Annotated in this window: 23 protein-coding genes; 14 read left to right on the forward strand and 9 right to left on the reverse strand. The window is 73.4% G+C overall.

The window, feature by feature from the left end; genetic code table 11:
- The first annotated feature begins 97 nt into the window (after positions 1-97).
- The 8 genes from ACZ6AA_RS08455 (at position 98) to ACZ6AA_RS08490 (ending at position 7,702) form a co-directional block, all read left to right on the forward strand.
- Complete coding sequence (locus tag ACZ6AA_RS08455; protein ID WP_468458830.1) at positions 98-1,150, forward strand: phosphoglycerate dehydrogenase; 1,053 nt, start codon at positions 98-100, stop codon at positions 1,148-1,150.
- Entirely contained in the window at positions 1,150-2,028 is an 879-nt protein-coding gene (locus tag ACZ6AA_RS08460; RefSeq protein WP_471456963.1) for a hydroxypyruvate isomerase family protein, read from the forward strand. Before ACZ6AA_RS08455 ends, ACZ6AA_RS08460 begins: the two co-directional genes overlap by 1 nt.
- Positions 2,025-2,849, forward strand: a complete 825-nt coding sequence (locus ACZ6AA_RS08465; RefSeq protein ID WP_468483148.1) for a hypothetical protein — start codon at positions 2,025-2,027, stop codon at positions 2,847-2,849. Before ACZ6AA_RS08460 ends, ACZ6AA_RS08465 begins: the two co-directional genes overlap by 4 nt.
- Entirely contained in the window at positions 2,837-4,303 is a 1,467-nt protein-coding gene (otnK, locus tag ACZ6AA_RS08470; protein WP_471456965.1) for a 3-oxo-tetronate kinase, read from the forward strand. The genes ACZ6AA_RS08465 and otnK overlap by 13 nt, the downstream gene beginning before the upstream one ends.
- Complete coding sequence (locus ACZ6AA_RS08475) at positions 4,300-5,739, forward strand: class II aldolase/adducin family protein (RefSeq protein ID WP_471456967.1); 1,440 nt, start codon at positions 4,300-4,302, stop codon at positions 5,737-5,739. Before otnK ends, ACZ6AA_RS08475 begins: the two co-directional genes overlap by 4 nt.
- Complete coding sequence (locus tag ACZ6AA_RS08480) at positions 5,736-7,085, forward strand: TRAP transporter large permease subunit (protein ID WP_471456969.1); 1,350 nt, start codon at positions 5,736-5,738, stop codon at positions 7,083-7,085. Before ACZ6AA_RS08475 ends, ACZ6AA_RS08480 begins: the two co-directional genes overlap by 4 nt.
- A gap of 72 nt (positions 7,086-7,157) precedes the next feature.
- A complete protein-coding gene (locus ACZ6AA_RS08485) occupies positions 7,158-7,460 on the forward strand; it encodes a hypothetical protein (protein WP_468458842.1) in 303 nt (100 codons plus the stop codon).
- Positions 7,461-7,531: 71 nt separating this feature from the next.
- Complete coding sequence (locus ACZ6AA_RS08490) at positions 7,532-7,702, forward strand: hydrophobic protein (protein ID WP_468458844.1); 171 nt, start codon at positions 7,532-7,534, stop codon at positions 7,700-7,702.
- A 53-nt stretch (positions 7,703-7,755) separates the two neighbouring features.
- Here the strand turns inward: ACZ6AA_RS08490 and ACZ6AA_RS08495 are convergent, their stop codons facing one another.
- From ACZ6AA_RS08495 to ACZ6AA_RS08515, 5 genes are all read right to left on the reverse strand, one after another.
- Positions 7,756-9,417 (reverse strand): helix-turn-helix domain-containing protein, encoded by a 1,662-nt coding sequence (locus ACZ6AA_RS08495; protein WP_471456971.1) that lies wholly within the window; start codon positions 9,415-9,417, stop codon positions 7,756-7,758.
- Positions 9,418-9,496: 79 nt separating this feature from the next.
- Positions 9,497-10,621, reverse strand: coding sequence for a tetratricopeptide repeat protein (locus ACZ6AA_RS08500; protein WP_471456973.1), 1,125 nt, complete (start codon positions 10,619-10,621; stop codon positions 9,497-9,499).
- The gene (locus tag ACZ6AA_RS08505) at positions 10,618-12,015 is read right to left on the reverse strand and encodes an ATP-binding protein (RefSeq protein WP_471456975.1); all 1,398 of its coding nucleotides are present in this window, start codon (positions 12,013-12,015) and stop codon (positions 10,618-10,620) included. Before ACZ6AA_RS08505 ends, ACZ6AA_RS08500 begins: the two co-directional genes overlap by 4 nt.
- Positions 12,016-12,082: 67 nt before the next feature.
- Entirely contained in the window at positions 12,083-13,300 is a 1,218-nt protein-coding gene (locus ACZ6AA_RS08510) for an FAD-dependent monooxygenase (RefSeq protein WP_468458852.1), read from the reverse strand.
- Between the two features lie 101 nt (positions 13,301-13,401).
- Positions 13,402-14,202 (reverse strand): SAM-dependent methyltransferase, encoded by an 801-nt coding sequence (locus ACZ6AA_RS08515; protein WP_471456977.1) that lies wholly within the window; start codon positions 14,200-14,202, stop codon positions 13,402-13,404.
- Positions 14,203-14,436: 234 nt separating this feature from the next.
- Between ACZ6AA_RS08515 and ACZ6AA_RS08520 the strand changes: the two genes are divergently transcribed.
- The 3 genes from ACZ6AA_RS08520 to ACZ6AA_RS08530 all read left to right on the forward strand — a co-directional run bounded on the left by ACZ6AA_RS08520 (position 14,437) and on the right by ACZ6AA_RS08530 (position 19,048).
- Positions 14,437-15,720, forward strand: coding sequence for a serine hydrolase domain-containing protein (locus ACZ6AA_RS08520; protein WP_468483156.1), 1,284 nt, complete (start codon positions 14,437-14,439; stop codon positions 15,718-15,720).
- A 202-nt stretch (positions 15,721-15,922) separates the two neighbouring features.
- Positions 15,923-18,205 (forward strand): ATP-binding protein, encoded by a 2,283-nt coding sequence (locus tag ACZ6AA_RS08525; protein WP_471456979.1) that lies wholly within the window; start codon positions 15,923-15,925, stop codon positions 18,203-18,205.
- Positions 18,206-18,610: 405 nt separating this feature from the next.
- The gene (locus ACZ6AA_RS08530) at positions 18,611-19,048 is read left to right on the forward strand and encodes an SRPBCC family protein (protein WP_468483159.1); all 438 of its coding nucleotides are present in this window, start codon (positions 18,611-18,613) and stop codon (positions 19,046-19,048) included.
- A gap of 106 nt (positions 19,049-19,154) precedes the next feature.
- Here ACZ6AA_RS08530 and ACZ6AA_RS08535 read toward each other — a convergent pair whose 3' ends face one another.
- From ACZ6AA_RS08535 to ACZ6AA_RS08550, 4 genes are all read right to left on the reverse strand, one after another.
- Positions 19,155-19,895: a methyltransferase domain-containing protein gene (locus tag ACZ6AA_RS08535; RefSeq protein ID WP_468458862.1), complete on the reverse strand. Its 741-nt coding sequence runs from the start codon at positions 19,893-19,895 to the stop codon at positions 19,155-19,157.
- A 118-nt stretch (positions 19,896-20,013) separates the two neighbouring features.
- Positions 20,014-20,547 (reverse strand): putative immunity protein, encoded by a 534-nt coding sequence (locus tag ACZ6AA_RS08540; protein ID WP_471456982.1) that lies wholly within the window; start codon positions 20,545-20,547, stop codon positions 20,014-20,016.
- A 51-nt stretch (positions 20,548-20,598) separates the two neighbouring features.
- Positions 20,599-21,237 (reverse strand): NAD(P)-dependent oxidoreductase, encoded by a 639-nt coding sequence (locus tag ACZ6AA_RS08545; RefSeq protein WP_471456984.1) that lies wholly within the window; start codon positions 21,235-21,237, stop codon positions 20,599-20,601.
- On the reverse strand, positions 21,234-22,262 hold the full coding sequence (locus ACZ6AA_RS08550) for an EamA family transporter (RefSeq protein WP_471456986.1): 1,029 nt from the start codon (positions 22,260-22,262) through the stop codon (positions 21,234-21,236). The genes ACZ6AA_RS08545 and ACZ6AA_RS08550 overlap by 4 nt, the downstream gene beginning before the upstream one ends.
- A gap of 80 nt (positions 22,263-22,342) precedes the next feature.
- On the opposite strand from ACZ6AA_RS08550, the gene ACZ6AA_RS08555 reads away from it, so the two are divergent.
- From ACZ6AA_RS08555 to ACZ6AA_RS08565, 3 genes are all read left to right on the forward strand, one after another.
- Positions 22,343-23,233, forward strand: coding sequence for a LysR family transcriptional regulator (locus ACZ6AA_RS08555; RefSeq protein ID WP_468458870.1), 891 nt, complete (start codon positions 22,343-22,345; stop codon positions 23,231-23,233).
- Positions 23,234-23,409: 176 nt separating this feature from the next.
- Positions 23,410-25,470, forward strand: a complete 2,061-nt coding sequence (locus ACZ6AA_RS08560) for a M6 family metalloprotease domain-containing protein (protein ID WP_471456988.1) — start codon at positions 23,410-23,412, stop codon at positions 25,468-25,470.
- A gap of 126 nt (positions 25,471-25,596) precedes the next feature.
- Entirely contained in the window at positions 25,597-26,127 is a 531-nt protein-coding gene (locus tag ACZ6AA_RS08565) for a hypothetical protein (RefSeq protein WP_469002068.1), read from the forward strand.
- The last annotated feature ends 96 nt before the right edge of the window (positions 26,128-26,223 follow it).

Here is a 26,223-nt window from a genome sequence, read left to right on the forward strand (position 1 = left end):
CGACCCTAGCGCAGCCGTCCCCCACTCTTGATCACGGCCAGATCCTATACTATTTTGCATATCGCTATAGTATAGCGAGTGATCGAGGAGGGCCTCCATGCCTGCCGTACCTGCCACACCTGCCACGCCCCCGCTCCACGCCCCTCCGGACGGCGGCTCGGCCGTGGTGCTCGTGACCACGGCGTATCTGGAACCCGGCGGCGAGGTCGACCGGCTGCTGCGGGAGGCCGGACTGCGTACGGTCTTCGCGCGGCCCGCGGACCGGCGCGCGACGGGCCGGTCCCTGGCCGCGGCCGTCGCCGACACGCGCGCCGCGGGCATCGTCGCGGGGACCGACCCGTTCCCGGCCGCGGTCCTCGACGCCTCCCCCGCACTGCGGGTCGTGGCCCGCTGCGGCGCGGGCTACGACAACGTGGACGTGACCGCGGCCACCCGGAGCGGCGTCGCCGTCACCCACACCCCCGGCGCCAACCGCCGGTCCGTCGCCGAGCATGTGCTCGGGCTGATGGTGAGCTGCGCCCGCGGGATTCCGCAGAGCGTCGCCGATGTACGGGCGGGTGGCTGGTCGCAGCCCAGCGGGCGGGAGTTGGCGGGCGCGACGCTCGGGGTCGTCGGGCTCGGCTCGATCGGGCGGACCGTGGCGCGCCTCGGCCTGGCCATCGGCATGCGCGTCGTGGGGCACGATCCGCACCTGGATCCGGCGTTCCACGCGGAGACCGGGGTGGCCGCGCTGTCCCTGGAAGAGGTGCTCGGCGAGGCCGACTTCGTGACGCTGCACCTCGCCCTGGACGACTCGACCCGGCACCTCGTCGACGGGGCGGCGCTGCGCCGGATGCGGCCCGGCGCGTATCTCATCAACACCGCGCGGGGCGGCGTCGTCGACGAGGAAGCCCTCGCCGACGCGATCGCCGAGGGCCGACTCGCGGGGGCCGCCCTGGATGTGACGGAACAGGAGCCCCTGCCCGCGGACTCCAGGCTCCGGGCGTTCGGCAGTGTCCTGGTGACAGGACACATCGCGGGCGCGACGGCGGAGGCCCGGTCGCGCTCCAGCCTCGCGGCGGCCCGGCAGGTGATCGACGTCCTGTCGGGGCGGGATCCCGAGCACGTCGTGAATCCGGAGTGGGGCGCGGCGCGCTCGGAGGCGCTGTGATGGCGGGCGACGACGTGCCGGGGACACTACCGGGAAAGTCGGCCTCCGCGCCCCCGGGAGCGCCTGCGCCTCCCGGAGCCCTCCGCGTCCCGGACGGCCCGCCCCTCGCCGCCAACCTCAAGTGGCTGTTCACGGAGCTGCCCTTCGAGCGACGCTTCGACGCGGCGGCCGCTGCGGGCTTCGCGGGGGTCGAGTACGCCGACCCGTACCCGTATCCCCCGGCGCGGCTGCGCGGCCTGCTTCGGGACGCCGGGCTGCGACAGGTGCTCATCAACTCGCCCGCAGGGGCGGCCGGTTCGCCGGAGCGGAGCGGCCTCGCCTGCCACCCGGGCCGCGCCGCGGACTTCCGCGCCGGGATCGAGCGTGGCCTCGAGTACGCCACCGAGCTGGGCGCCGGGCTCCTGCACGTCCTCGCCGGAGTCACACCCCCTGACGTGCGCCCCGAGCGCGCCTTCGCCACGTACGTCACGAACATCGCCTGGGCCGCCGACCGCGCGCACGGCACCGGGGTGCGCGTCGTCGTCGAGGCGCAGAACCAGCGCGACGCGCCCGGATACTTCCTGCGCACCCAGGCCCAGGCGCTGGCCGTCGTGGAAGCCGTCGGCCACGACCGGGCCGGACTGCTCCTCGACCTCTACCACGCCCGGGTCACCGAGGGCGATCTCGTCCGGACCCTGCGCGCCTGCCTGCCGTACGCCGCGCACCTCCAGATCGCCGACCCGCCCGACCGCACCGAGCCGGGCAGCGGCGAGATCCGCTGGCCGCGGGTCTTCGAGGAGCTGCGCACGGCCGGGTACGCGGGCTGGATCGGCTGCGAGTACCGGCCCGCGCACGGCACGGTCGCCGGGCTCGGCTGGGTCACGGAGGTGACGGCATGACCGCCTCCGCCCGCCCGCGCCCCCGCCCCCTGCCCCCTCGCGCCCGCCCGCGCATCGCGCTCATCAGCGCCACCCCGGCGGCGATCGGTCCCGCCGTCGCCGGGCTCGCCGACGCCTTCCCCGAGGCCGAGCCCTGGAATCTGCTCGACGACACGCTGCTCCCCGACGCCGAGGCGCAGGGCGGGCTCACTCCGGCGCTCGCCGACCGGATGCGGCGGCTCATCGCGTACGCCGTCGAGGGCGGCGCCCAGGGGGTGCTTCTGACGTGTTCGCTCTATGGGCCGGTGGCCGAGTCCCTCCACGGGTTGGTGGCTGACTCGCTCCACGGGGCGGTGGCCGACTCGCGCCACGGGCACTCCGACTCGCTCTACGGACCAGCGCCCGAGCGCGCCGGTGTGCCCGTCCCGGTGCTCGCGGCGGACTCGGCCGTCTTCGCCGCCGCGCTCGCCGGGGGCCATCGCCGGGTCCTCGTCCTCGCCTCTTTCGCCGGGGCGTTGGACGACTCCCTGGAGCGGTTCCGGGCCGCCGCGCGGTCCGCCGACTCGCCCGTGGAGGCGGTCGGTCGGGTGATCACACCGGGGGACCGCCCCGATCCCGGCGGCGCGGACGGGGTGCTGTTGGCCCAGTACTCGTTGGCGCCGCACGCCGAGGACTTGGCCGCCGCGCTCGGGCTGCCCGTCCACACCGGGCCGCACAGCGCGGCCCGTGCTCTGCGCATCGCGGTCGGCGAGGCCGCACAGGCCGCCCCGGCTGACACAGAAGGGGCAATAGCCTCGAAAGGTTCAGCAGGGATGAAAGGGGGCACGCCATGCTCGGAGTGATCGCCGATGATGTGACCGGAGCCAGCGATGTGGCCCTGGCCCTGCGCGAGAGCGGGCTGCGGACCGTCCTGTACTTCGGGGTGCCGGACGCGGACGCGGCACCGCCGGACGGGCACGAAGCGGTCGTCGTCGCGCTCAAGAGCCGGATGGCGACCCCCGCGCACGCCGGCGCGGAGTCACTGGAAGCCCTGCGCCGCCTGCGGGAACACGGCGTGCGGCAGGTGTACTTCAAGTTCTGCTCGACCTTCGACTCCACCGCCGACGGCAACATCGGCCCGGTCCTGGACGCGCTCGCCGACGCCCTGGACGCCCCGGCCGTGCTCCTGACGCCCAGCTCCCCGCAGCACGGCCGCACCCAGTACGAGGGCCATCTCTTCGTGAACGGCGAGCCGTTGGCCGAGTCGCCCATGCGGCACCACCCGGTGACGCCGATGACGGATTCGTCGCTGCCCCGGCTGCTCCGGGCCCAGACGGACCGCCCGGTGGAGCTGGTCCGGTGGAGCACCGTGCGCGCGGGCGCCGACGCCGTCCGCGCGCACGTCACCGAGGCCGCCGCGCGCGGTGTCCGCTATCTGCTGGCCGACGCGCTCGACGAGGACGACCTGAGCACCCTCGGCCAGGCGGCGGCCGACGCGCCGCTCACGGCGGGGGCGGCCGGGCTCGCGGGCGGGCTCGCACGCGCGACCCCGGGCGGCACCCTCGACGCGGACGACGAGGGGGACCCCCTGGAGGCCTGGCCCGCGGTCGTCCTCAGCGGAAGCTGCTCCGCGCGCACCCTGCAACAACTCGACGCCCTGCGCGCGCAAGGACGGCCCATGCACCGGCTCGATCCCGTCGCCGAGCCCGATCCGGCAGTGCTGGCCGGGCGGGCGCTCGACTGGTACGACGCGCTGGCGCCCGGCTCGCCCCGCGGAGCACCCGTGATCCACTCGTCCGTCGGCCCCGGCGAACTCCGCGCCGTCCAGGAGGCCTTGGGTGCCGAGCGGGCCGCGGCCGTCCTCGAGGACGCCACCGGCCGCATCGCCGCCGGGCTCGTGACACGCGGCGTACGGCGCGTCGTCGCGGCGGGTGGTGAGACGTCGGGCTCCGTGGTGGCCTCGCTCGGCATCACGGGCGGCTGGATCGGCCGCGCCGCGGCCCCGGGCGTGCCGTGGCTGCGCCCCACGTCCGGCCCCGACATCGTGCTGCTGCTCAAGTCCGGCAACTTCGGCACCCCCGACTTCCTGACGACCACGTCGGCACCTCCCCCGACCCAGCCCCCGTCCCTGGCTCACCCTCCTTCACACCCCAAGGACGCCTCCTCCCCCAACACCCCCACGTCTCCAGCCCACTCCACCCACTCCGCCCCCTCCCACTCCCCTTTCGCCCCTTCTCCTCCCCACCCCCAGGACCCCCCATCTCCCCCACCCCAGTCCCCCTCCCCGCAAGACCGTCCCCAAGGAGCCCGCCCATGACCACCAACCCGCCCCCGACCACCGCTCCCGGCACCTCACCCCTCCACCCCGACCAGCCCCCACCCCCGCCCACCGCCGCCCTCTCGCACCCTTCGCACGCACCCGGCGCCGCGCTCTCCCACCCCTCCGGGCGCGCCGCCGTCGTCGCCACCGCGCACGCCCTGGCCGCACGCGGGCTCGTCCACGGGCGTACCGGCAACGTGTCGCTGCGTACCGCCGACGGCTGCATCCTGATCACGCCGACCGGTGTCGACCTCGCGGCCGTGACGGCCGAGGACCTGTCCGTCATCGACGCCGACGGTGCCCACCTCGAAGGACCGCCGCCGTCCAAGGAGGCGTTCCTGCACGTGGCGGTGTTGCGGGCACGACCGGACGCGCGGGCCGTCGTGCACACCCACTCCCCGCACGCCGCCGCCGTGTCGTGCCTCGAAGGCCTCGACGTCGACGACGCGCTGCCGCCGCTCACCGCCTACTACGCGATGCGCGTCGGACGCCTCCCGCTGCTCCCCTACTTCGCGCCGGGGGACGCGCGGCTCGCGGGCCCGGCCGAGCAGAAGGCCCGTACCCACGCGGCGCTGCTGCTGCGGCACCACGGCCCGGTGGTGGCGGCTCCCGGGCTCGACGCGGCGCTGGAGGCCGTGGAGGAGGTGGAGCAGACGGCGCGGATCTTCCTGCTGCTCCACGGCACGGGCCACGCCCGCCTCACCGAGGAGCAGCGCGCGCCCCTCTCCCCTCAACTCCCGCGCCCCGTAGCCCTGTTCAGTGCGCTCGCCATCAAGAAGGCGCTGGACGACACCGTCCTGGAGGCGTTCGCCGGCACCACCGGCATCGATGTCGAGGGGGTGTACGAGCCCACGAACGTGCTGCTTGAGCAGATCGCGGGCGGCGCGCGGCCCGACGTCATGGTCGGTGTGACGGGCGGCCTGGAGAAGCTGGCCGCGTCGGGGGTGCTCGACCGGGCCTCGCTGCGGCCGCTCGCGCGCGTCGGCATCGGGGTGGCCGTGCCGCCGGGTGCGCCCGCCGTCGACCTCTCCAGTACCGGGGCGCTCGTGCGGGCGTTGACGTCGGCGCGGTCGGTGGCGTACTCGCGTACCGGGGCGAGCGGGGTCGCGTTCGCGGCGCTGCTCGACCGGCTCGGCATCGCGGCGGAGGTCAACTCCCGGGCCACGGTGGTCGACAAGGGGTTCACGGCGCTCGCGGTCACTGACGGGCGGGCGGACCTCGCCGTGCAGCAGCTGAGCGAGCTGCGGTTCGTGCCGGACGCCCGGGTCGTCGGCCCGTTCCCCGAGGAGGTCCAGCACTACACCGACCTCTCGATCGCGCTCGGCGCGCACGCGCGGCACCGCTCCGAGGCCGCCGCGCTGCTGCGCCACCTCACCGCCGCCCCCGCACTCTCGGCGTACCGCGCGGCCGGACTCGAAGACCCGAGCCGATGAACGCGATCCTCGCCCTGGTGGCGTTCATAGGAGTCATCGTCATCTGGAACGTCGGCTTCCGGCGGAACATCGGCGAGGCGATGGTGCTCGGGTTCCTCGCGAGCGCGGCATTCGGCGGCACCGACGCGCCGCGCGTGGCCTGGGAGAGCCTCGTCGAGGGCCTGAAGTCGGAGATCACGTTCGCGGCGCTCGCGTTCGTCTTCGTCAGCGAACTGCTCACGCGGACGGGCCTCGTGCACCGGATGATCGACATCCTCAGCTCGCTGCTCGGCCGCCGCAAGGGCGGTTCCGCGTACGCGGCGACGGTGGCCTCCGGTCTGTTCGGCGCCGTCGCGCACAACGGCGCGGCGATCGTCGCCACCGTCGGCTCGCTGGCCATCCCGTGGATGAAGCGGTCGCGGGCCAGTGGGGAGACGGCCGCGCTCGTGCTGTCCGGCAACGCGGGCGTCGGCGCGACCTTCCCGTTCAGCGGCGCGTTCTTCGTACTCCTGGCCGCGCCGACGGTCGTGCCCGTGCTGTCCTCGCACGATGTCGTCGCCACGCTGTTCGTCACCGGGGCGTGGATGGTCGCGATGCGGCTCGTCGTCGCGTACACGATCGTCCGGTGGCGGGGCGTGGGCACGATGGCCGCGGCCGACATCCGGCCGCTGCGGCAGACGTTCGGCGCGGGCTGGACGTCCCTGCTGGTCCTCGCCGCCGTCGCCGTCCCGGTCCTCCTCACCACCTCGCCCGGCAGTGACTGGGCGACGGACCGCCTGGACGGGCTCGACGCGACGGACGCGGTGCCGCTGCTGATGTGGCTGCCGGTGGTGATGCTGGTCGCCGGACTGCTCGTGGAGCGGCGGGCGTTGCCGCACGGCGGGGCCGACTGGTGGCGGACGCTCGGCGAGATCGGCCCGAAGCTGGGGCTCGTGGGCGTGACGATGGTGTCCGCGTTCGCCGCGTCGGAGGTCCTCTCCCGGCTCGGCCTCGGCGAGCAGCTGGCCCCGTACCTCGAAGACCTCCAGGGCGTCCCTCCCCTGGTCGCGGCGCTCGTCGTGGGCCTGGTCCTCGTCATCGTCGCGGGCCCCCTCAACACCACGTCCACCCTCGCGGCCGTCGGCCCCGTCGCCTTCGCCGCGCTCACCGCCGCCGGCATCCCCGCCCACGTGGCCTTCGCGTCGGTCATCGTGTGGGCCTCGTCCGAGGGCTGCTCGCCCCCCGGGGCCGCGCCCCTGTACGTGGCCGCGGGCATCGCCGACATCAACCCCGCCCGCATCTTCCTGCCCGTCGCCCTCTACTACCTGGTGCCGACCTATCTGTTCGGCGTCCTGATGGCGGTGGGCGTGCTGTGGATCCCGGGCTGACCGGCTCCCGAAGAGAGCCTCATGACGACAGCTTCGTGAAGTGAGCCTGATGAAGAGAGAAGGAGAGCCATCATGCACAACGTCGTGCACAGCTTCCTGCGCGTCTTCCTGCTCGGCGCGACCCGCGTCCTGCTCATCGCCTTCCTGCTCGGCGGCTGCGCCGTCGTCGCGGGCCAGATCGTGGCCCTCGCGGCGGGCGACCCGGACCTGATGACGCTGTTCGGGACCGACGTCACCGAGGTGGTCTGCGTCGTCGCGGGCGCCGCGGGCGCCTGTTCGTTCCTGCTTCTGTACGTACGGGAGCGGGGTCCCGGCGACGGCACCGCGGGCGGGGACGGCGGGGCGTCGGACGAGGGCAAGAGCGTCTGGGACTGACCCGGACCGGCCGCCGCCCGCCGCATAGGGGCCCCGGGAAGGGGCACTCGGTGCGGCGGAGGTGGAACGACATGGTTCCTTTGCTGCTGGTTCTGCTGATCGCGCTCGTGCTGTTCGGCGCGGGCTTCGCCTTGAAGTTCCTGTGGCTGGTGGCTGCCGTCGTGATCGTCGCGTGGCTGATCGGCTTCTTCGTCCGCCCGGCCGGCGTCGGCGGCCGCAGGGGGCGGTGGTACCGCTGGTGAGAGCCGGAGACGGCTGGTGAGCCCCGGCCGCGGAGCCACCGCGCCGCGCGAACTCAGCGCGCCGCGGGCTCTTCGGCGGTGCCGACGGTGTAGGTGTCCTTGACCTTCACCTCCGTCACCCCGCGCCCCTCGGGGAACACGGCCCGCCAGTCGCCGATGACGTGCAGTTCGTCCGTACCCATGGCGCGGACGACGGCGAGGCCTTCGCGGTGTGCCTTGTACGCCTTCGTCCAGAGGTTGGAGAACGCCTGGGAGCGGATGAGGTGCATCCAGTCGGGGCGGTACAGCTCACGGTTGTAGTTCGACTCGCCCATCGTGGAGACGAACTTCGAGTACATCGCCTTGACGTACTCCAGCGTCACCTCGTCCTGCGCGGCGATCGCCGCGTCCCGGGCGTCCTTCAGGGCGACACGGAACTTCTCCAGGAGGTTCTCGGTGGCGCCGGACGTGAACGACTCGTGGATCTCCGGCGGGTCGCACAGGCCGTACTTCGGGCCCGACAGGCGAAGGAGCAGCCGCAGGGTGGGTTCGGTGATCCACAGGGGGCCCGGTTCGTCGCGGTTGCCCAGCGGGTTGGGCAGGACGTCGTCGTGGTGCCAGTCGGGCGGCGTGATGAGGTGGACGCCCGCGCGGCGGTGGTCGTGGTCGAAGCCGGTGGAGTGCTCCAGCTGGCCGATCGGCAGATGGGTCTTGAGGGCGGAGAGGTAGGCGCCGTTGATGTCGAGCGCCGTCACCTCGTGGGCGCCGGGCGGCAGTTCGCCGCGGGTCCACTTGGGGCGTCCCTCCCAGATCCGGTCGGCGCCGCGCGCCGTCTGCTTGCGCAGGATGTCGGGGACCCAGGGGTGGGCGACGACGTCGTAACGGGCGCCCTTGCGGGTCTCGTCGAGCAGCGCCATGGCGTCCGGGATCGCGCGCTTCACCAGCGCCGCCGTGGCCGCATCCACATCGCCTGAGTGCTCGGCGAGCGCCCCGGCGACCGCGTCCCCGATCAGGTCGGGCACATCGGAAGCGGCCTGCGCGCGCCGCCCCACCGGGACGACCTTCATGCCCCGGCCGGGGCTGCGCACGACACGCTGCGGGGCGGAGCCGGAGGGCCGCTGCGCGGTGGAGGGGACCGACCGGGGGGCGGGGGCCTGGGGCTCCGGCGCGGCGGCCGGGGGTGCAGCGACGGCGGCCGGAGGCTCCGGTGCGGGAGCGGCACACTCGGCGGGGTCGAGATGCTGCGGATAGCCCTCCACCTGATGCCGGGCGGGCTGACCGCACAGCACGCAGGGGCGGGGCTCGGCGAGTTCGTCCTGGTCGTCGGTGGCTTCGGAGCCCGTGGACGCGGCCTGCGTCGAGACGGCTTCGGAGTCGGCGGGTGCGGTCCGCGTCGAAGCGGCTTCCGCTGCGGCGGCCGCTTCCGGTGCCGCCGCGGGTCCGGAGCCGGGCCCGGCCGGGTCGTCCGAGGCCCCGCCCCCCTCCTCCCCCCGCCGACCGTGCCGCTCCTCGGCCTGCCGCAGGAAGTACACGTACCGCCCGCGCAGCTCCCCGCTGGGATCGCGCCCCGCCTCCCACGCGGCGAGCGTCGACGAGCTGACCCCCATGGCGCGGGCGACCTGCGCCCGTGACAGGCCGAGCTCTTCGCGCAGCAGCCGGCGCCGCTCGGCGGGGGGCAGCGGGGTGGCGTCGGGCGCGGCCGCGAGCAGCGCGTCGATCGCCTCGAATTCACTCACGGCGCTTCTCCTGGATGGGCGGAGCTGTCAGCAGCCAGTATCCAATGTCCGCGGCGCACCGCGGGCTGCCCGGGCCCGCTCAGCCCGTCTTCCTCCGGTCGAACCACACCGTGGCGAACGTCGGCACCAGACCGGCCCAGAACAGCACCGTCGGCACGGCCCGGTCGGTCCAGGGCACTTGGGTGACGAGGAGGGTGCAGAGCACGGCCCAGGCCGCCTGGGCGACCACGACACGGGCCCAGCGGCCGCGCCGGAGCAGCGACTGCACGTTCAGCTGGACGCCGGTGCGGCGACGGCGGTAGCGCAGCAGGGCGCCGACGGCCCAGATCGCGCTCATCGGGACGAGGAACCACAGCCGCTGGCCGAGCTCGACGGGCAGGTCCCGCTGGGTCTCGCCGTCGACGGCGAACAGGTCGATCATCGTGGCGCCGAGTCCGAGGCACAGCAGCGCGAGCCAGCGCACGCCCCGCAGCATGCGGTACGTGGCGTGGTCGAGGCCGCGCCGCAGCTCCTCGGAGTCCGGGGCGGCGGCGAGCCCGGCGGCGTACAGGTCGGCTGCCTCCACGGCCTTGACGCCGGGGGTGTCGGCGGCCTTGCGGGTCTGCCGCTCCAGGGCCTGCGGGTGGTTCGGGTCGAGCCTCAGGATGGCGAGGTCGAGCTGGTCGGCGGCGGCGCCGTTGCCCGCGAGCGACGCGATCTTGTACGCGACCTCGTAGCCGTAGACCTCCTCGGGCCCCAGGCGCAGCGCCTCCTGGACGTGTACTTCGGCGAGGCGCGCCGAGATGTCCATGTCCTCGCGCGAGACCTCGCCGCCGTTGGCCTGGCCACGGCTGACGATGTTCGTGATGAACACGACGTCGGCGAGGAGCGCGTGGCCGAGCCAGTACTCCGGGGCGAGGCGTACCACCTCGCGCAGGACCTGCTCGACCTCGGGCATGCGGGCGCCGCCGACCCGGCGCAGCGCGTAGGACCGCATGAGGAGCCCGCCCACGTCCTCCGGGTCGAGCTTCAGTGCCTCGTCGGCCGCCGCGAGCGCCTCGTCCGGGCGGCCCGCGTCCAGGTGACAACGGGAGAGTTTGGCCCAGGCGCGGACGTCGGCCGGGTCCTCGGCGATGCGCTGGGCGAGCAGCGCGCTCGCCTCGTCGTACCGCGCCAGGTCGATGAGGGCGTCGGCCCGCTCCACGGCGGGGTGGATCGTGGTCACAGCTTCCGCTTCTTCTTGAGGTGGGCCACCAGGTCGTCGTACATGCCGCCGTCGTTGGCGTACATCGCCACGTTCCGCGCGGACGCAAACCACGGCTCGGTGGACGGCACGACCTGCCGCGCGGCGGCGAGCAGGTCCTTCATGTCGATGAGGCGCACGGTGCCGGTGCGCGCCGAGTCGAGGAGCGCGCTCTCGGCCGCGGCCTCGCACACGTGGGCCAGGTCGGCGCCGGACAGGCCGTCGGTGGCCTTGACGAGCTTGCCCAGGTCGACGTTCTCGATGGGCCGGTCCCGCAGGTGGTAGCGGAGGATCGCCTCGCGGGCGGGGCCGTCGGGCGGCAGCACGAGCAGGGTGCGGTCGAGGCGGCCCGGGCGGCGCAGGGCGATGTCCACGTCCCAGGGCACGTTGGTGGCGGCGAGGACGAACACGCCCTCGTTGGCGCCCGCGTCGACGCCGTCGAGCTCGGTCAGGAGCTGGTTGACGGTGTTGCGCATGCCGCTGCTCTGGCTGCGGCTGCGCTTGCCGCCGAGCGCGTCCAGCTCGTCGAGGAAGACCACGCAGGGGGCCTGACGGCGTGCGGTGCGGAAGATCTCGTGCATGTTGCGCTCGGAGTTGCCGATCCACATGTCCAGCACGTCGTTGACCGACACCGACAGGAACGCGGCGCCGAGTTCACCGGCGACGGCCCGCGCGATGAAGGTCTTGCCGCAGCCGGGCGGCCCGTACAGCAGGAGCCCGCCGCGCAGGCTCTTGCCGTACACGCGGCGCAGCTCGGGGTTGCGCAGCGGCGCGAGGAACGCGGCCTCCAGGCGCTCCTTGACCTCCTGCATACCCCCCACGTCGGCGAGGCGGACCGACCCCGGCCGCTCCACGTCCCACGCGTCGGCGTCCCCGGCGTCCCCGCTCCCGTCGACGGCCAGCGGCGCCTCGACGAACCGGGGCGGGAGCACGTCGCCGACCTGGTCCTGGGCGGCCTTCCAGTCGAAGCCCGGGCGGGCGGGCGACGCGGAGTCGGGCTGCTGAGCGGGCGGGGTCTCCTGAGGGGGCACGGCCTGCGGGGCGGGAGTTGCGTGTGGGGCAGGCGCGATGTCCGCCGCGGGGGCGACCTGCGCGACTGCCGCGACCACCGGCGAGGGCGCAACCTCCGCCGTTGACGCGACCACCGGCGCGGGCGCGACCTCAGGCCCACCCACCCCCATCGCCCGCGCCATCATCCGCCGGGCCTCCGCGTCCCCGGGCGCGCGCTGCAGCGCGACGGCCGTCTCGGCGACCGCGGCGTCGTCGTGCCCCGCGTCCAGGAGCAGGGCGGCCAGGTGCAGCCGCAGGGGGACGTCGTCGGGCGCCGCGGCGACGGCTGTCCGCAGGCTCTGTATCAGGGGGGATTCCGCCAACATGGCGCTAACTCTACGAAGCCGCCCCCGACGCCCGGGCCGCGCCCCCGCAAGGACGCGGCCCCGGACCCTATCGGGGAGCCAACGCGCGCGCGTGCGCGGCCCGTGCGACCTTCGGGCCGAGCCACCGCTTGAGCCGACGCAGCGCCGTCAGCCGTCCCACGGCCTTGTCGAGGCCGTAGTAGAGCTGCGGCGGGATGTGCGGAAGGAGCGGTGAGTGCCGCTGCCCGAGGAGGGCGAACATTCGGTGCGGCGGCAACTGGAGGTACCGGGGCAGGTTCTCGTACCACTGGGCGCTGTAGCGGGCCGCGCTCTGCACGGGCAGGAGGGCGGACTTGCGCTCCTGCTCGTACGCGCCGAGGGCGTCGGGGAGGTCCGGGTGCGCGCGCAGCGCGTCGGCGAGCGCGATGGCGTCCTCCAGGGCGAGGGTCGTACCGGCGCCGATGGAGTAGTGCGTGGTGTGGGCGGCGTCGCCGAGCAGGACGACGTTGTCGCGGTACCAGCGCTGGTTGGTGAGGGTGCGGAAGGTCAGCCACTGGGGGCGGCCGTCGCCGGCGGAGCGGCCGATGAGGCGGTGGCCGTCGAGGAGGTCGGCGAAGAGTTCCTCCAGGAGCGCGAGTCCGTCGGCCTCGTCCGCGCGGTCGAGGCCGAGGCCGGTCCAGGTCTCGGGGGCGCACTCGACGACGCAGGTGCTGCCTTCCGCGCCGTACCCGTAGGCGTAGCACCAGACCCAGCCGTGCTCGGTCTCCACGAAGGCGAAGTGGAAGGCGTCGAAGACCTTGGTGGTGCCGAGCCAGGTGTAGTGGTTGCGCCCGGCCCTGACCTCGGTGCCGAAGTGGTCGGCGGCATCGGTCCGCAGGGCGCTGTGCAGCCCGTCGCCCGCGACGACGAGATCGGCGTCGGACGGCAGCGCGCCGACCTCCATCTCGTGCGCGAACTCGAGCCGCACGCCGAGGGACCGGGCCCGCTCGGCCAGGATCCGGAGCAGCCGGTGCCGACCGATCCCGAAGCCCTCGTCCCCGTGGTGGCGGGTCGTCAGGTCCCGCACATGGGCGATCCCGTCGTGCCACCGCACGGAGTGCTCCTCGACGGCCCGCGCGGACTCGGGGTCGTGCGCGTGCAGTTTGTCCAGCAGTCCACGCCAGTACGTGACGCCCCACCCATAGGTCGAGCCTTCCGGGTTCCGCTCGTACACGGTGATCTCGGTGGACGGGTCCTGACGCTTCAGCAGGATGGAGAGGTACAGACCCGCGGGCCCGCCTCCCACGCAGACGACCTTCACGCACACCTCTACACGTTGCTCATGATTGCCGAATCGCAACGGAGAGTAGCATCAGGAGTCAGAGATCTTACTAAATGCCGGAAATAAGGCCCTCGATGGTGCCCTTCTCACGGCTTGCGCGCCACCCCCACGTACACCGGCATCTCCTCGTCGCGCACCTTCATCGCCAGGTCCGGCCGCCACTTGGGCCCCACGACGACGCCCGGCTCGCACAGCTCGAACCCGGCGAAGAACGCCGACACCTCGGTGCGCGACCTCGCCCGTACCGGGGTGCCACCGCTGCGGTAGATCTCGTCTATGCGTTCCCAGATGCCGGGGTTGAACTCGTGGGTGACGTGGGACAGCAGGAGGTGGCTGCCGGGCGCCAGGGGCTCCAGGAGGGTGTCGACGATGTGCTGGGGGTCCTGTTCGTCGGTCACGTAGTGCAGGAGCGCGATCAGCGACAGGGCGATCGGGCGGTCGAAGTCCAGGTGCGTACGGGCGTACGCGATGATCGACTCGGGGTCTCTCAGGTCGGCCTGGACGTACGCGGTGCGGCCCTCAGGTCTGCCGCGCAGGAGCGCTTCCGCGTGGCGAAGGACGATGGGGTCGTTGTCGGTGTAGACCACGCAGGCGTCGGGGGCGACCTCCTGGGCGATCTGGTGGAGGTTCGGCTCCGTGGGGATTCCGGTGCCGATGTCCAGGAACTGCCGCACTCCCCGGTCGGCGACGAAGCGCACGGCCCGGTGCATGAACTCGCGGTTGGCCCACGCCGTCTCCTTGGCGCCGGGCATCAGCTGGACCACTTCCTCCGCGGCCGCCCAGTCGGCGGGGTAGTTGTCCTTCCCGCCGAGGAACCAGTCGTACATACGAGCCGGATGCGGAACGCTCGTGTCGATGCCGTCCGCGTGGAACGCGCTCCCTGTCACGTCAGTCCTCCCCCGCCGCAAGGCGGCGCGCCGTCTTCAGTCCGTTCGGATAGCCCGGATTCTAAGTACGCAGTTGCACAGGCTGAAGCATGTTCCCACTTACCCCGCCGCGCGGACAGACCATCAGTTAACTTTGCATTATGAAAAGTTGGAGGGCGTTGAGCCGCCGCCCGCTACGATCTCGATCACATGGGCCCGGGACCAGGGCCCGACAGGCAAGTGGGGAAACTTCCTATGGTGAGAAATGCGTTCTCTCGTTCGGCGACCGTGGCGGTGACCGGCGTGGTGCTCGCGGCGGTGGGCGCGACCACCGCCGTGGCGCAGCCGGCCGGGGACAAGGCCGCGACCGGCGGCAACGCGGCGGCAGCCGATCCCGCGGCCGTCCGTGCCGCCCTTGAGCGCACCGTCACCGCGGGCGCGCCGGGCGCGTTCGCGGAGATCCGCGACCACGTCGGCCCCAAGCAGAGCTTCGCGGTCGGCAAGGCCGACCTCGACGGCACGCCGATGAACGCCAACTGGCGCTTCCGCGTCGGCAGCAACACCAAGATGTTCACGTCCGTGCTCGTGCTGCGCCTCGCCGAGCAGCGCCGTATCGACCTGGACAAGCCGCTGCGCGACTACCTCCCCGCGGGCACCCTGCCGGAGGGCTGGGACATGACCGGACGCCAGGTCATGCAGCACCGCTCCGGGATCTTCGACCACACCAACGACCTGCTCGAGCAGCAGGGCGAGGAGACCACCAAGGCGTTCGAGGAGCGCATCCGCAACACCGTCTACAAGCCCGCCGACATGGTGGCGATGGCGGTGAAGCACGGCAAGCAGTTCACCCCGGGCAGCAAGTACGCGTACTCCAACACCAACTACGTCCTGCTCGGCATGGCGATCGAGCACCTCACCGGCGGCTCGTACGCCAAGGCCCTGCGCAAGCAGATCATCGAGCCGCTGAAGCTCAAGAAGACCTCGTACGTGGTCCCCTCCAAGACCATCACCGGCAAGCACGTCACCGGCTACCTCACCAACGACGACCGCACCAAGCCGCTCCTGGACTCCACCGAGCAGAACGGCTCCTGGGTGGGCAGCGCGGGCGCCGTCATCTCCTCCGCGGCCGACCTGGACCGGTTCCTCACCAAGCTGCTCAAGGGCCGCTCCGGCGGGCTGCTCTCCGACGCCTCGGTGAAGGAGATGACGACCACCCTGCCCACGCCCACCGCCAAGGTCTCCTACGGGCTCGGGCTGCGCGCGATCGAGTTGTCCTGCGGCACGGTGTACGGCCACGGCGGCATCGTGCAGGGATTCCAGACGCAGTCCTTCGCCACCCGCGACGGCAAGAAGACCGTCGTCGTCTTCGGCAACGCCTCCAACAACACCTCGGTGACGCAGGGCCTGACCAACACCCTCGAACCCGCCTTCTGCAGCACCGAGCCCCCGGCCGCGTCGCGGCGCTCGGCCGGCTCCGGCGCCGACCGGCACGGCCCGGCCGCCCCCGCCGTCCCGGTGGTCGACGACACCCGTATGTGAGACACCCCCGCAGGTGACGCCTCGGACAGCACCGTCCGGGGCGTCACCGAAGCCCCCTCGCGCCGTTGACACTGAGCGGCCGTACGCATACGTACAGAAGCGGAAGTACGTATCCCGTACGGCGGTCGAGACAGGCGGTTGGGACAACAGAGGCGACAGTCGACCGGCGCGGGATGCGGCGGTCGACGGGCACGGGGGCGTCATGGGATTCGGCTTCGGGCAGCGGCGCGGTGGGCAACTGCCCGTCGAGCGGACCAGTTTCGTCGGGCGCACGGCGGAGATCGCGCGGGTGCGGGCGGCGTTCACGCAGGCTCCGCTGGTCACATTGGTGGGGCCGGGCGGTGTCGGCAAGAGCCGTACGGCGCTGCGCGCGGCCGAGGGGCTCGGGGAGAGGTTCCCCGACGGCGTCTGGCTGGCTGAGCTGTCGGGCCTGCGGGATCCGGAGCTCGTGCCCGCGACGCTCGCCGCCGTCCTCGAACTGCCCGAACAGGCGGGAATGGAGCCGCTCGACGCGGTCGTGGCACATCTGCGGGGACGGCGGCTCCTGATCGTCCTGGACACCTGCGAGCATCTGGTGGACGCCTGCGCGATGCTCTGCGACGTCCTGCTGCGGGAAGCCGCCGACGCATGTGTGCTCGCCACCAGTAGGCAGCCCCTGGACGTGCCCGGCGAGCAGTGCCTGTCCCTCGCGCCGCTCGCCGCGGAGGACGCGGTGGAGCTGTTCGTGCAGCGCGCCACCGCCGTGGCACCGGGCTTCACGGCGGGTGAGGACAACCAGGCGCAGCTCAGCGCACTCGTGGGCCGCCTCGACGGCATCCCGCTGGCCCTGGAACTCGCGGCCGTACGCCTGCGGGCCGTGCCCCTCGGCCACCTGGTGGCCCGGCTCGACCAGCGCTTCGGGGTCCTCACCGGCGGGCGGCGCACCGCCCCGGCCCGGCACCAGACGCTGCGTACGGCGATCGACTGGTCGTACGAGCTGTGCCTGCCCCGGGAGCGCGAACTGTGGGCGCGGCTCTCGGTGTTCGCGGGGTCCTTCGAGCTGGCCACGGCGGAGCGGGTGTGCGGCGGGGGTGAACTGGCGCCGCAGGATGTGCTGGAGACGCTGGTCGGGCTTGTCGACAAGTCGGTGGTGCAGCACCTCGGCGCGGGCACGGGCCGCTACCGGCTCCTGGACACGCTGCGCGCGTACGGCGCCGAGCGGCTGGCGGAGACCGAGGGCATGGCAGCCGTGCGCGAGGCGCACTTCGCGTACTACCGGCGGCTGGGTCAGCGGCTGTGGGACGACGTCCTGACGGACGCGCAGGCCGAGCTGTTCCGGACGATGCGCGCCGAGGTCACGGACGTGCGGGCGGCGTTGCGGTACGCCTTCGCCGCACCTGGCCGGGCCCGGCAGGGGCTGTGGCTCGCCGCCCAGTTGGCGTCGTTCTGGCGGGCTGCGGGGACGCTCTCGGAAGGGCGGTACTGGATCGACAAGGGGCTCGACCTGGTGCCCGAGGACTGCTGGGAGCGCGCCTGGGGGCTGCTGCTCGACGGGGTGCTCGCGGTGTGGAGCGGTGATCTGGAGGCGGCGCCCGGCCGCTTCGCGGACGCGCGGGAGGTCGCCGAGCGGTGCGGCGAGGAGCGGGTGCTGCTGTTCACCGACGCGTACATCGGCGCGATGCGCGCGCTCTGCGGCGAGGTCGAGGAGGGCCTGGCCGCGCTGGAGCGGGGGCGGCTGCGGATCGTGGCGGCCGGGGACGCGCTCGGCATGGGCGTGGTGCACTACGAGGGCGCGCTGCTGCGGGCCGTGTTCGGCGACATCGACGGGGCGCTCGACCTGTGCGCGATCGGTCTCGCCCACCTCGAGGGCACCGGCGACCGGCAGTTGTACTCCTCGACGCTGATGGTGCAGGGCGTGGTCCTGTGGCTCGCCGGGCGGCACGAGGAGAGCGCACCCCCGCTCCGGCGGGCCCTGGACGCGGTCAGCGAGGTCGGTGACGTCCTGGTCGCCGCACTCTGCTGCCTGGGCCTCGGCTGGCACGCGGCCGGGCAGCGCCGGTACACCCGGGCGGCGTGGCTGCTCGGGTACGCCGAGAGCGCGCGGCGCCTCACCGGCGACCCGGTGGCGATGATGCCCTCGCTCCTCGAACAGCAGGAGTCGACGCAGCTCGCCGTGCGGGACGCGCTCGGCGCCGCCGCGTTCGAGCGCTGGCACGACCTGGGGGCGCGGATGACCGGCACGGAGATCCTGGAAGCGGTGCGCGCCGATGTCGACGTACCGACGTCGGCGCGGTGCGTGCCGGGAGCCCGGCAGGCGCGGCCCTCGGACTCCCTCACCCCGCGCGAACGGGAGGTCGCCGAGCTGGTGGCGGGTGGCCTGTCCAACCGGGAGGTCGCCGAACGCCTGGTGATCTCCAAGCGGACCGCGGACACCCATGTCGAGCGCATCCTCACCAAGCTCGGCCTCCGTTCGCGCGCGGAGATCCCCGGTTCGTTGACGGATTGACCGCTCCTGGGGCGGGCGATCACGTACGTACGTATGCCGCGCCGCACCCGGCCGGGCCCGCCCGGCCGCTACGTATACGGATCCCGGCGCGTTACGGATGCCGGGACGCGCCGCCGCTCGGGAGGATGAGGCGGTCGCCCGGGGGCCGGGAGCGTGGTGGGCACCGGCAGCGCGGAGGTGTCCCACGCTGTCAGGCACGGGCGCCCGGTACCGCCTCCCCCCTCAGGCGGTGCGGAAGGGGTGCGGCTGCCGGCGTCGGCGGGGCAGCCGCACCTCCGCAAGGCGTCGCGGGCGCCCGCCGCGCCCGTGACGCCCCGGACCGCGCGAGCGCACTCACCGCCGGAGTCGCCGATCCGTCGCCGTGGTACGGACTGTTCCGCGCTGCTCCCTGCCTACCATCCCCCCATGGCCCTCTTCCGCGTCGAACGCGCCACTCCGCTCAGCCCGGCCGAGGCCTGGCGGCGGCTGACGGACTGGGAGCGGCACGGCCGGGTCGTGCCCCTGACCCGCGTCACCGTCTCCGGCGGCCCGCCGCACGGCGTGGGCACCGTCTTCACGGCGCGCTCCGGGATCGGGCCGCTGGCGTTCGACGATCCGATGGAGGTCACCGTCTGGCGGCCGCCGGACGCGGCGGAGAGCGGGCTGTGCCGTCTGGTCAAGCACGGTGCGGTGGTGCGGGGTTGGGCCGAGATCGAGGTGCGGCCGACGGGGCAGGGGGCGCGGGTGGTCTGGCGGGAGGAGCTGCGGATCCGGTGGCTGCCCCGGGTTCTGGACCCGGTGGTGGCGCGGGTGGCCGCGCGGGTCTTCGGGCGGGCGGCCGGGGCGCTGCTGGCTTCGCCGTGAGGACGGGTCGGCGGGGCCGTCGTGGCTCCGATGGCCGGGTCCGGCGAATCAGCCACTCCGATGCCCGGGTCCGGCGGCCCGGTCGTTCCGCCGACCCGTCCGGCGGTCAGTCGCGGGGCTTCTCCCACACCGACACGTGCTTCGTGCTCTCGCCGGTGAACGGCGCCCGCGACCACTCCTCCCACCGGTCCCGCAGCCGCAGCCCGGCGAGCCGCGCCATCAGGTCCAGCTCGGCCGGCCACACGTACCGGAACGGGACGGCCCAGTGCTCGGCGCGGCCGTCGGTGATCGTGACGTAGTTCGAGCTCATCGCCTGGGTGGCGACGTCGTAGGTGTCGAACGCCCACTCCGTGGGGCCGATGCGGAACGGCACGGCGGTCTGGCCGGGCGGCAGGAGGCGCAGGTCCGGTACGCCGACCTCGACGACGAAGGTGCCGCCGGGCAGCAGATGGTCGGCGGCGTTGTGGAAGCAGGCGACCTGGGCGTCCTGCGTGGTCAGGTTGTTGATCGTGTTGTAGACGAGATAGGCCACCGTGTACGTGCCCGGCACGCGGGTCGTGGCGAAGTCGCCGATGCTGATGCCGACGGCGTCGCCGCCGGGTTTGTCCCGCAGGCGGGCCGCCATCGCGCGGGACATCTCGATGCCGTGGACCGGGACGCCGCGGGCCGCCAGGGGCAGCGCGATCCGGCCGGTGCCGACGCCGAACTCCAACGCCTCCCCGTCACCAGCCAGTTCGGCGAGCAGGTCGACCGCCGGGTCCACGGCCTCGGGCCGGAACATGTCCGCCGAGGACTCGTCGTAGGTCGCCGCGATCTCTTCCCCGAAGTATCCGTCCTCATCAGGCATCCCAGGACCGTAGCGCCTGGGATGCCTGGGGTGCGCGGCAATTTCCGTGCGCTTCGGGCGCGGGGTGCGGCGGCTTCTCCGAGGTGCGGGCGCGCGATCCGGCGCCCTCCGCCGTGGCTCAGGCGCGCAGCCCCGCGTCGAGGTCGCGGATGAAATCGCCCACGCGCCCGCCCCCGGGAGGTGCGGCGGGCAGTCGGCCGAGGACCGCGACGACCGCCGCCGGTGCGTGCTGCCGCGCCCACTCCAGGGTCCGGGCACCGACGCGCGGGTCGTCCCCGGCGACCAGCTCCTCCGCCCGCGCCGCGTGCGCCGCCGCACCGACGATGTGCTTCACCTGATGGGCGCTGGCCTTGGGGTGGAGGAACGCGGCCGCCGCCGCATGGCTCGCCGACCACGCGGCCGCGGCGGCCGCGGGCGACGCGGCCTCCTTCGCCGCCTTGTACGCGGCCCACGCGCTCTGCCGCAGAGCGGTCGTGCGCCGCTCGCCCGCGGCGAAGGCGTCGGCCCCCTCGATGGCTTCGCGAGGGCGGGTGTCGACGGGGAGTTCCTTCTCGAAGACGGCAAGGACCCGTCGGGCGCAGTCGGCCGCGTAGCCCGTGATCTCCCGCAGTTCGTCTTCGCTCAGCTCGATTTGCTCTGTCTCGGTCGGCACGGGCCCATCCTGCCGCAGGCCACGGCGGCCCCGGCCGCGGGGTGGGTCCTGTCAGCTCTCGCCGACCGTGAAATGCCGCTCCTCGCGCGGGTTCTCGAGTTCGTCGAGGACCGCCACGGCCAGGTCCTCGGCCGAGATCCGTGACACCCCGTCGGCGTCGGTGACGAGGGTGGTGGTGCCGCGTCGGTACGCACCGCTGCGGAGCCCCGGTTCGAGGAGGGCGGGCGGGCTGAGGTAGACCCAGTCGGCCGCCGGGTGCGCACGGCAGACGTCCAGTTGCGCGGCGCTCGCGGCGGCGATGCCGCGCCACTCCTGCGGCACGTACTCCGGGGTGTCGAGGACGAGCCGGTCGGGGTGGCCCGGTGCCCGCAGGGGTGCGGAGCCGCCGACGACGAGGATGCGGGTGCGGGCCGTCGCGGCCGCGTCGAGCAGCGCCGTCGTGGTCGGCACCGCCGTGTGTTCGTGGCCGGGGGCGGGGCGGGTCGCGGCCACGATCGCGTCGACGCCGCCGAACAGGGCGCTCATGTGGTCGAGGTCCTCGGCGTTGCCCTCGACGGCGGTCACGCCGGGCGGCAGGGCGGCCGTCGGCGTTCTCCGGAACACGGCTATGAGGTCGTGGCCGCGGTCGACGGCTTCGCTGACGACACGGGAGCCGACCATGCCTGCGGCTCCTACTACGGCGATCTTCATCGGGGTGTGCCTTTCGATACGGGTGCGGAAGCGGAAGCAGGGGTGGGGTTGAGGGTGGGACCGGGTGCGGGTCCCGGTCCGGGGGTGGGACCGGGCGCGGATGCGAACTCACGTGCGTGCCTCGACGGCGGCAGCTGTCCCGCGACGATCGCCGCCAGGGAGAGCCCGAACCCCACGAGTTGGACCGGGCCCAGCGTCTGGCCGAGCACGGCGGCCCCGAGTACGGCGGCCACCAGCGGCGACAGCAGGCCGAGCACCGCCACGGACGTGACGGGCAGGGTGGTGATGCCGCGGAACCACAGCACGAACGTGATCAGGCCGCCGACGAGCCCCAGCCAGAGGTAGCCGAGCACGGCGGACAGGTCCACCGCGGGCGGTGCCCCCTCGGCGAGGAAGGTGAGGGGCAGCAGGAACAGTCCACCGGCGGCGAGTTGCCAGCCCGCGAACGCGGTGGGGCCGACCCCGGCGGGCCGCCCCCAGCGCTTGGTGAGCGTCACGCCGAGCGCCATCGTGGCCGCTCCGGCGAGGCCCGCCACCACGCCGACGGCGTCGAATCCGGCGTTCGGCCTGATGACGACCAGCCCGACCCCCACGGCACCGACCGCGCCCCAGACGAAGCGCCGTACGGAGGGGCTCTCGTGGAGGACCGTCACGGCCAGGACCGCGACCATGAGGGGCGATGCCGCGGCCAGGGTGGCGGCGACCCCGCCCGGCAGGCGTTCGGCGGCGACGAACAGCAGCGGGAAGAACAGCCCGATGTTCAGGACGCCGAGCACCGCGGCCTTCCCCCACCACGCACCGCGCGGCAGCGTCCGGGTCACCGCGAGGGCGACGAGCCCGGCGGGCAGCGCGCGCAGCAGCCCCGCGAACAGGGGGTGCCCCTGCGGCAGCAGCTCGGTCGTCACGACGTAGGTCGTGCCCCAGACCGCGGGAGCGAGCGCCGTCAGGGCGATGCGGGGCAGATTCCCTCGAAGAGCACCCGCGCCGGTTCCGCCGGAACCCGTCGGTGCTGCTGGACTTGTCATACCCGTAGCCTCGCCCGGCGCGATCGATGAGTCCAACACATGTTTGTCAGCTCATCGATCTCGGTACAAGATAGATCGCCATGGAGCTCCAGCAGATGCGGTACGTCGTCGCCGTCGCCGAGACGAACAGCTTCACCCGGGCCGCCGAGCGGTGCCTCGTCGTCCAGTCCGCCCTCAGCCACCAGATCGCGCGCCTGGAGAAGGAGTTGGGCGCGCGGCTCTTCGAGCGCACCAGCCGCCGGGTGCGCCTCACCCCGGCCGGCGCGGCGTTCCTCCCGGCGGCCCGCCAGTGCCTGGACGCCGCCGAGCGGGCGGCGGCCGAGGTCGCCGCGGCGGTGGGGGAGGTACGCGGTCGGCTCGCCGTGGGCCTGATCCCCACCGTCGCCGCGGTCGACGTCCCCGGCGCGCTGCGGGACTTCCGCCGTCAGTACCCGCAGGTGCGGATCAGCCTGCGCGTGGGCGCGAGCGACGACCTCATCGAGCAGGTCAGGGAGGGCGCCCTCGACGTGGCCTTCCTCGGCCTTCCCACGACGGCGCGGCCCCAGGGCGTCGCGGCCCACGAACTCGCCCGCGACCGGCTCGTCGCCGTGGTCGCGCCGGACCACCCCCTCGCCGGTCGGGCGTCGGTCGGCCTGCGCAGGCTCGCCGCCGAGGTCTTCGTGGACCTCCCCGCGGGCACGGCCGGGCGTCTCCAGTCCGACCAGGCCTTCTCGGCCGCCGGTCTCAGCCGGGACGTCGCCTTCGAGGTGACGGCCGCCGACTACATGACCCGCCTCGTCGCACCGGGCCTCGGCATCGCCATGCTCCCCTCCGCCTACGCGCCCCAACTCACCGGCGTCACCACCGTCGAGGTCTCCGACGCACCGGCCCGCGTCGAGTACGTCATCTGGAGCCGCCACAGCCGCACCCCGGCGGCGGCCGCCTTCCTCACCGTCATCGACATCCCGGCGGAGGACGCGCCCGCCGTGTGACACGCCCCGCGCCACAGGCATCCAGACGGCGCACCACCGGACCAGCACCACCGGACCGACACCACCGGACCAACCCGTCCCAAAAGCCTGTTGACTCCCCAGCGGACTCAGGCGGAAAGTACCGCTGACCGGCTTGTCATGTTCTTGTCCACACCCCCTCCGACAAGAGGTGAGCCTTGTTCCTCCGCCGCACACCCATACGACGCGCTAGAACGACGCACCCCCGAGCCCGCCGCGCCGGCCTCCTCGCCGCGCTCCTGGCCCTCGTCCTCTCCCCGCTCGCCGCCGTCCCCGCCCAGGCGAACCCTGAGCCGTCCGGCAGCCGCCCCCTCGTCCGGCCGATCGACCCGCAGCGCTGGCAGAACCCCGACGACATGACGTGGGCCGACTACAGGTCGGTGCCCGGCACCGACTGGGCCAACCCCGAACTGGAGCCGACGAAGCGGACCTTCAAGGGCGCCCTGGTGCTGCTGGACTACCCCGACGAGGAGTTCACGGTCACCAAACCGGCGGGATCAAGCCTCTTCGGGAATCCGCAGCCCAGCGCGTCGAACGTGCCGCGCGGCCAAGTGCCGTCGTTCTACCGCGACTTCCTCAACAAGCCGGGCGCGCTCAACAAGGGCCACACCATCAACGAGTACTGGATGGAGGACTCCGGCGGCCGCATCGGCGTCGACCTGACGTCCTTCGGCGTCTACCGCATGCCGCACAAGTCGTTCCAGTACGGCATCGAACCCCAGATGAACCCGGGCGCCTGCCCGACCGGCTTCAGCTGCGGCAAGGACATCCGCGCCGACGGCAAGGCGGCGTGGGTCGCCGACGCGGGCGAGGCCGAGACCGCGAAGTACGACTTCGTCTTCTATCTCACCGCCGGGCAGGACGAGTCGTCCGTCTGGCAGGAGTTCGGGCAGATGAAGTTCGCGTCACCGCAGGACGTACCGGCGAAGTGGGGGCCGCCCGCGCCCATCTCCACCGGGGGCAACTCCGCCAACACCCGCTATGTGCCGTGGACTTCGTGGGCGGCGGCCGCCCGCATCTGGCCGAACGCCTCCAACGGCTCCTCCACGCAGGCCGAGAGCTCCGGCATGGCCGTGTACGCCCATGAGCTGAGCCATATCCTCGGCATCGCCGACAACTACAACAACCCCTACGGCACACCGGTGCGCCGCGCCTACACCGGCATCTGGAGCATGCTGTCGCGCGGCTCCTTCAACGGCCCCGGCGGCCCGCACACCCGCTGGCAGATCCCGGCCGCCAACGGCGCGTCCATGGGCTCCCAGCACATCCTGCGCGACAAGCTGAAGCTCGGCATCGTCGACGAGAAGAACGTGCTGCGCCTGGACCGCGACGCGCTCAAGGACTCCGGCACGGTCGTCGCCCGCGTCACCGCGCGCTCCGCGCCGCCCGGCGACAAGGGGCTCAGCGGCGTCAACATCGCCATGAACCGCGACCTCTCACCGGCCTGCGACCCCGCCACCGACCCGCTGTGCGACGGCGGCGGCTACAACAACTACACCGTCGAGGTCGTCGACCGCATGGGCATGGACTCCTTCACACCCGACAACGGCGTCCTGCTCAGCAAGACCAAGAACCAGGACCGCGCCCCGTTCGCCTGGGTCGTCGACTCCCACCCCGAAGACATCGACATGCTCGACTTCAAGCGCCCCGACGGCAGCCCGCAGAAGATCACCATGGGCGACTACCGGCAGCTCAGCGACGCGCTCCTGCACGCCGGTGCCGACTCCGGCAGCGAGTACGAGTACGTCGACCGCGCCAACCGCCTGCACTTCTACGTCCTGGACCTGCACCGCACCCGCGCCGGTGTGCTCTCGTACACCGTCGCCGTGAAGTCCTTGGACGGCGCGGGCCCGCAGCGCCGCGGCGCCGACCTGAGCCGCGGCCACGCCAAGGGCGACCCCGACCGCCGGGCCGTGTGCAGCTTCGACCTGGACAACACGGGGCGCGCGAAGGCCCCGCGGTCCGGGCACCCCGAGAACGCCGACAAGTACCTGAACTCCGACGTCTACCGGCTCACCGCCAAGTCCTCCGCCCGCGGCTGGTCCGCCTGGCTGCCCAACCGCCTCACGACCGCGCGGGCGGGCGGCTCCGTCGAGGTCGACGTCGCCGTCAAGGCGCGCCCCGGCGCCGAGCGGCACAACCGCGTCACGCTCACCGCCCGCTCGGAGAGCGACCCGGGCAAGTCCGCGACCGCTGTCTGCAAGCTCAGGAAGAAGTAGCGGCGGGGCGGTCGGCCACCTGGCGTGGCCGACCGCCCCTGGCGTACGCGTGGCCGTCGTGACCCCTCGGAACCGGCTCCCTCGCCGCCCGTTCCTCCTAGGCTTACGCCTGGAAAGGTGGGAATGATGGACATACCAAACGTTGTCGGAGACTGGCAGGAGTATCAGTCGGAGGAGTGGGCCGGGCTGCGCGTCCGCGTGCACCACCTCCGCAGGGCCACACCGCAGCGCGGGCGCGACGAGGACGCCAAGGGCCTGACGTATGTCGCTTTCGACGTCACCTTCGACAACCGCGGCTCCACCTACTTCGCCATCGACCTGCACGATCACCCGCGCCACTACGACGTCCGCGTCGGCAGGGACGGACACGGCGCGTTCGTCGACGAGTTCGGCGGCGCCGTGATCCGCGACTTCAATCTGTATCCGCAGCGCCGGGTCACGGCCACGCTGTACGCCGCCGCGCCCGCCGCGAAGCTCAAGCAGCTCGACATCCAGATCAGCCCGGCGGTCGACGACGAGCCCGCGTTCGGCTACGTGTGGTCCGGGGGTCTCGGCGTGCACGAGGGCTCCACGCGCACCGACGGACGCGCGTCGTCGGCCAAGACCGGCGTCGCCAGCGAAGTGGAGCGGTTCCTCCAGGACAGCTCGGGCGACTGAGCCGGGGCAGGAACGCCGCCGGGGCCGGGGGGGGGGGGGGGAGGGGGGGGGGGGGGGGGGGAGGGGGGGGGGGGGGGGGGGGGGGGGGGGGGGACG

The organism is Streptomyces sp. NPDC040610 (assembly GCF_055594065.1).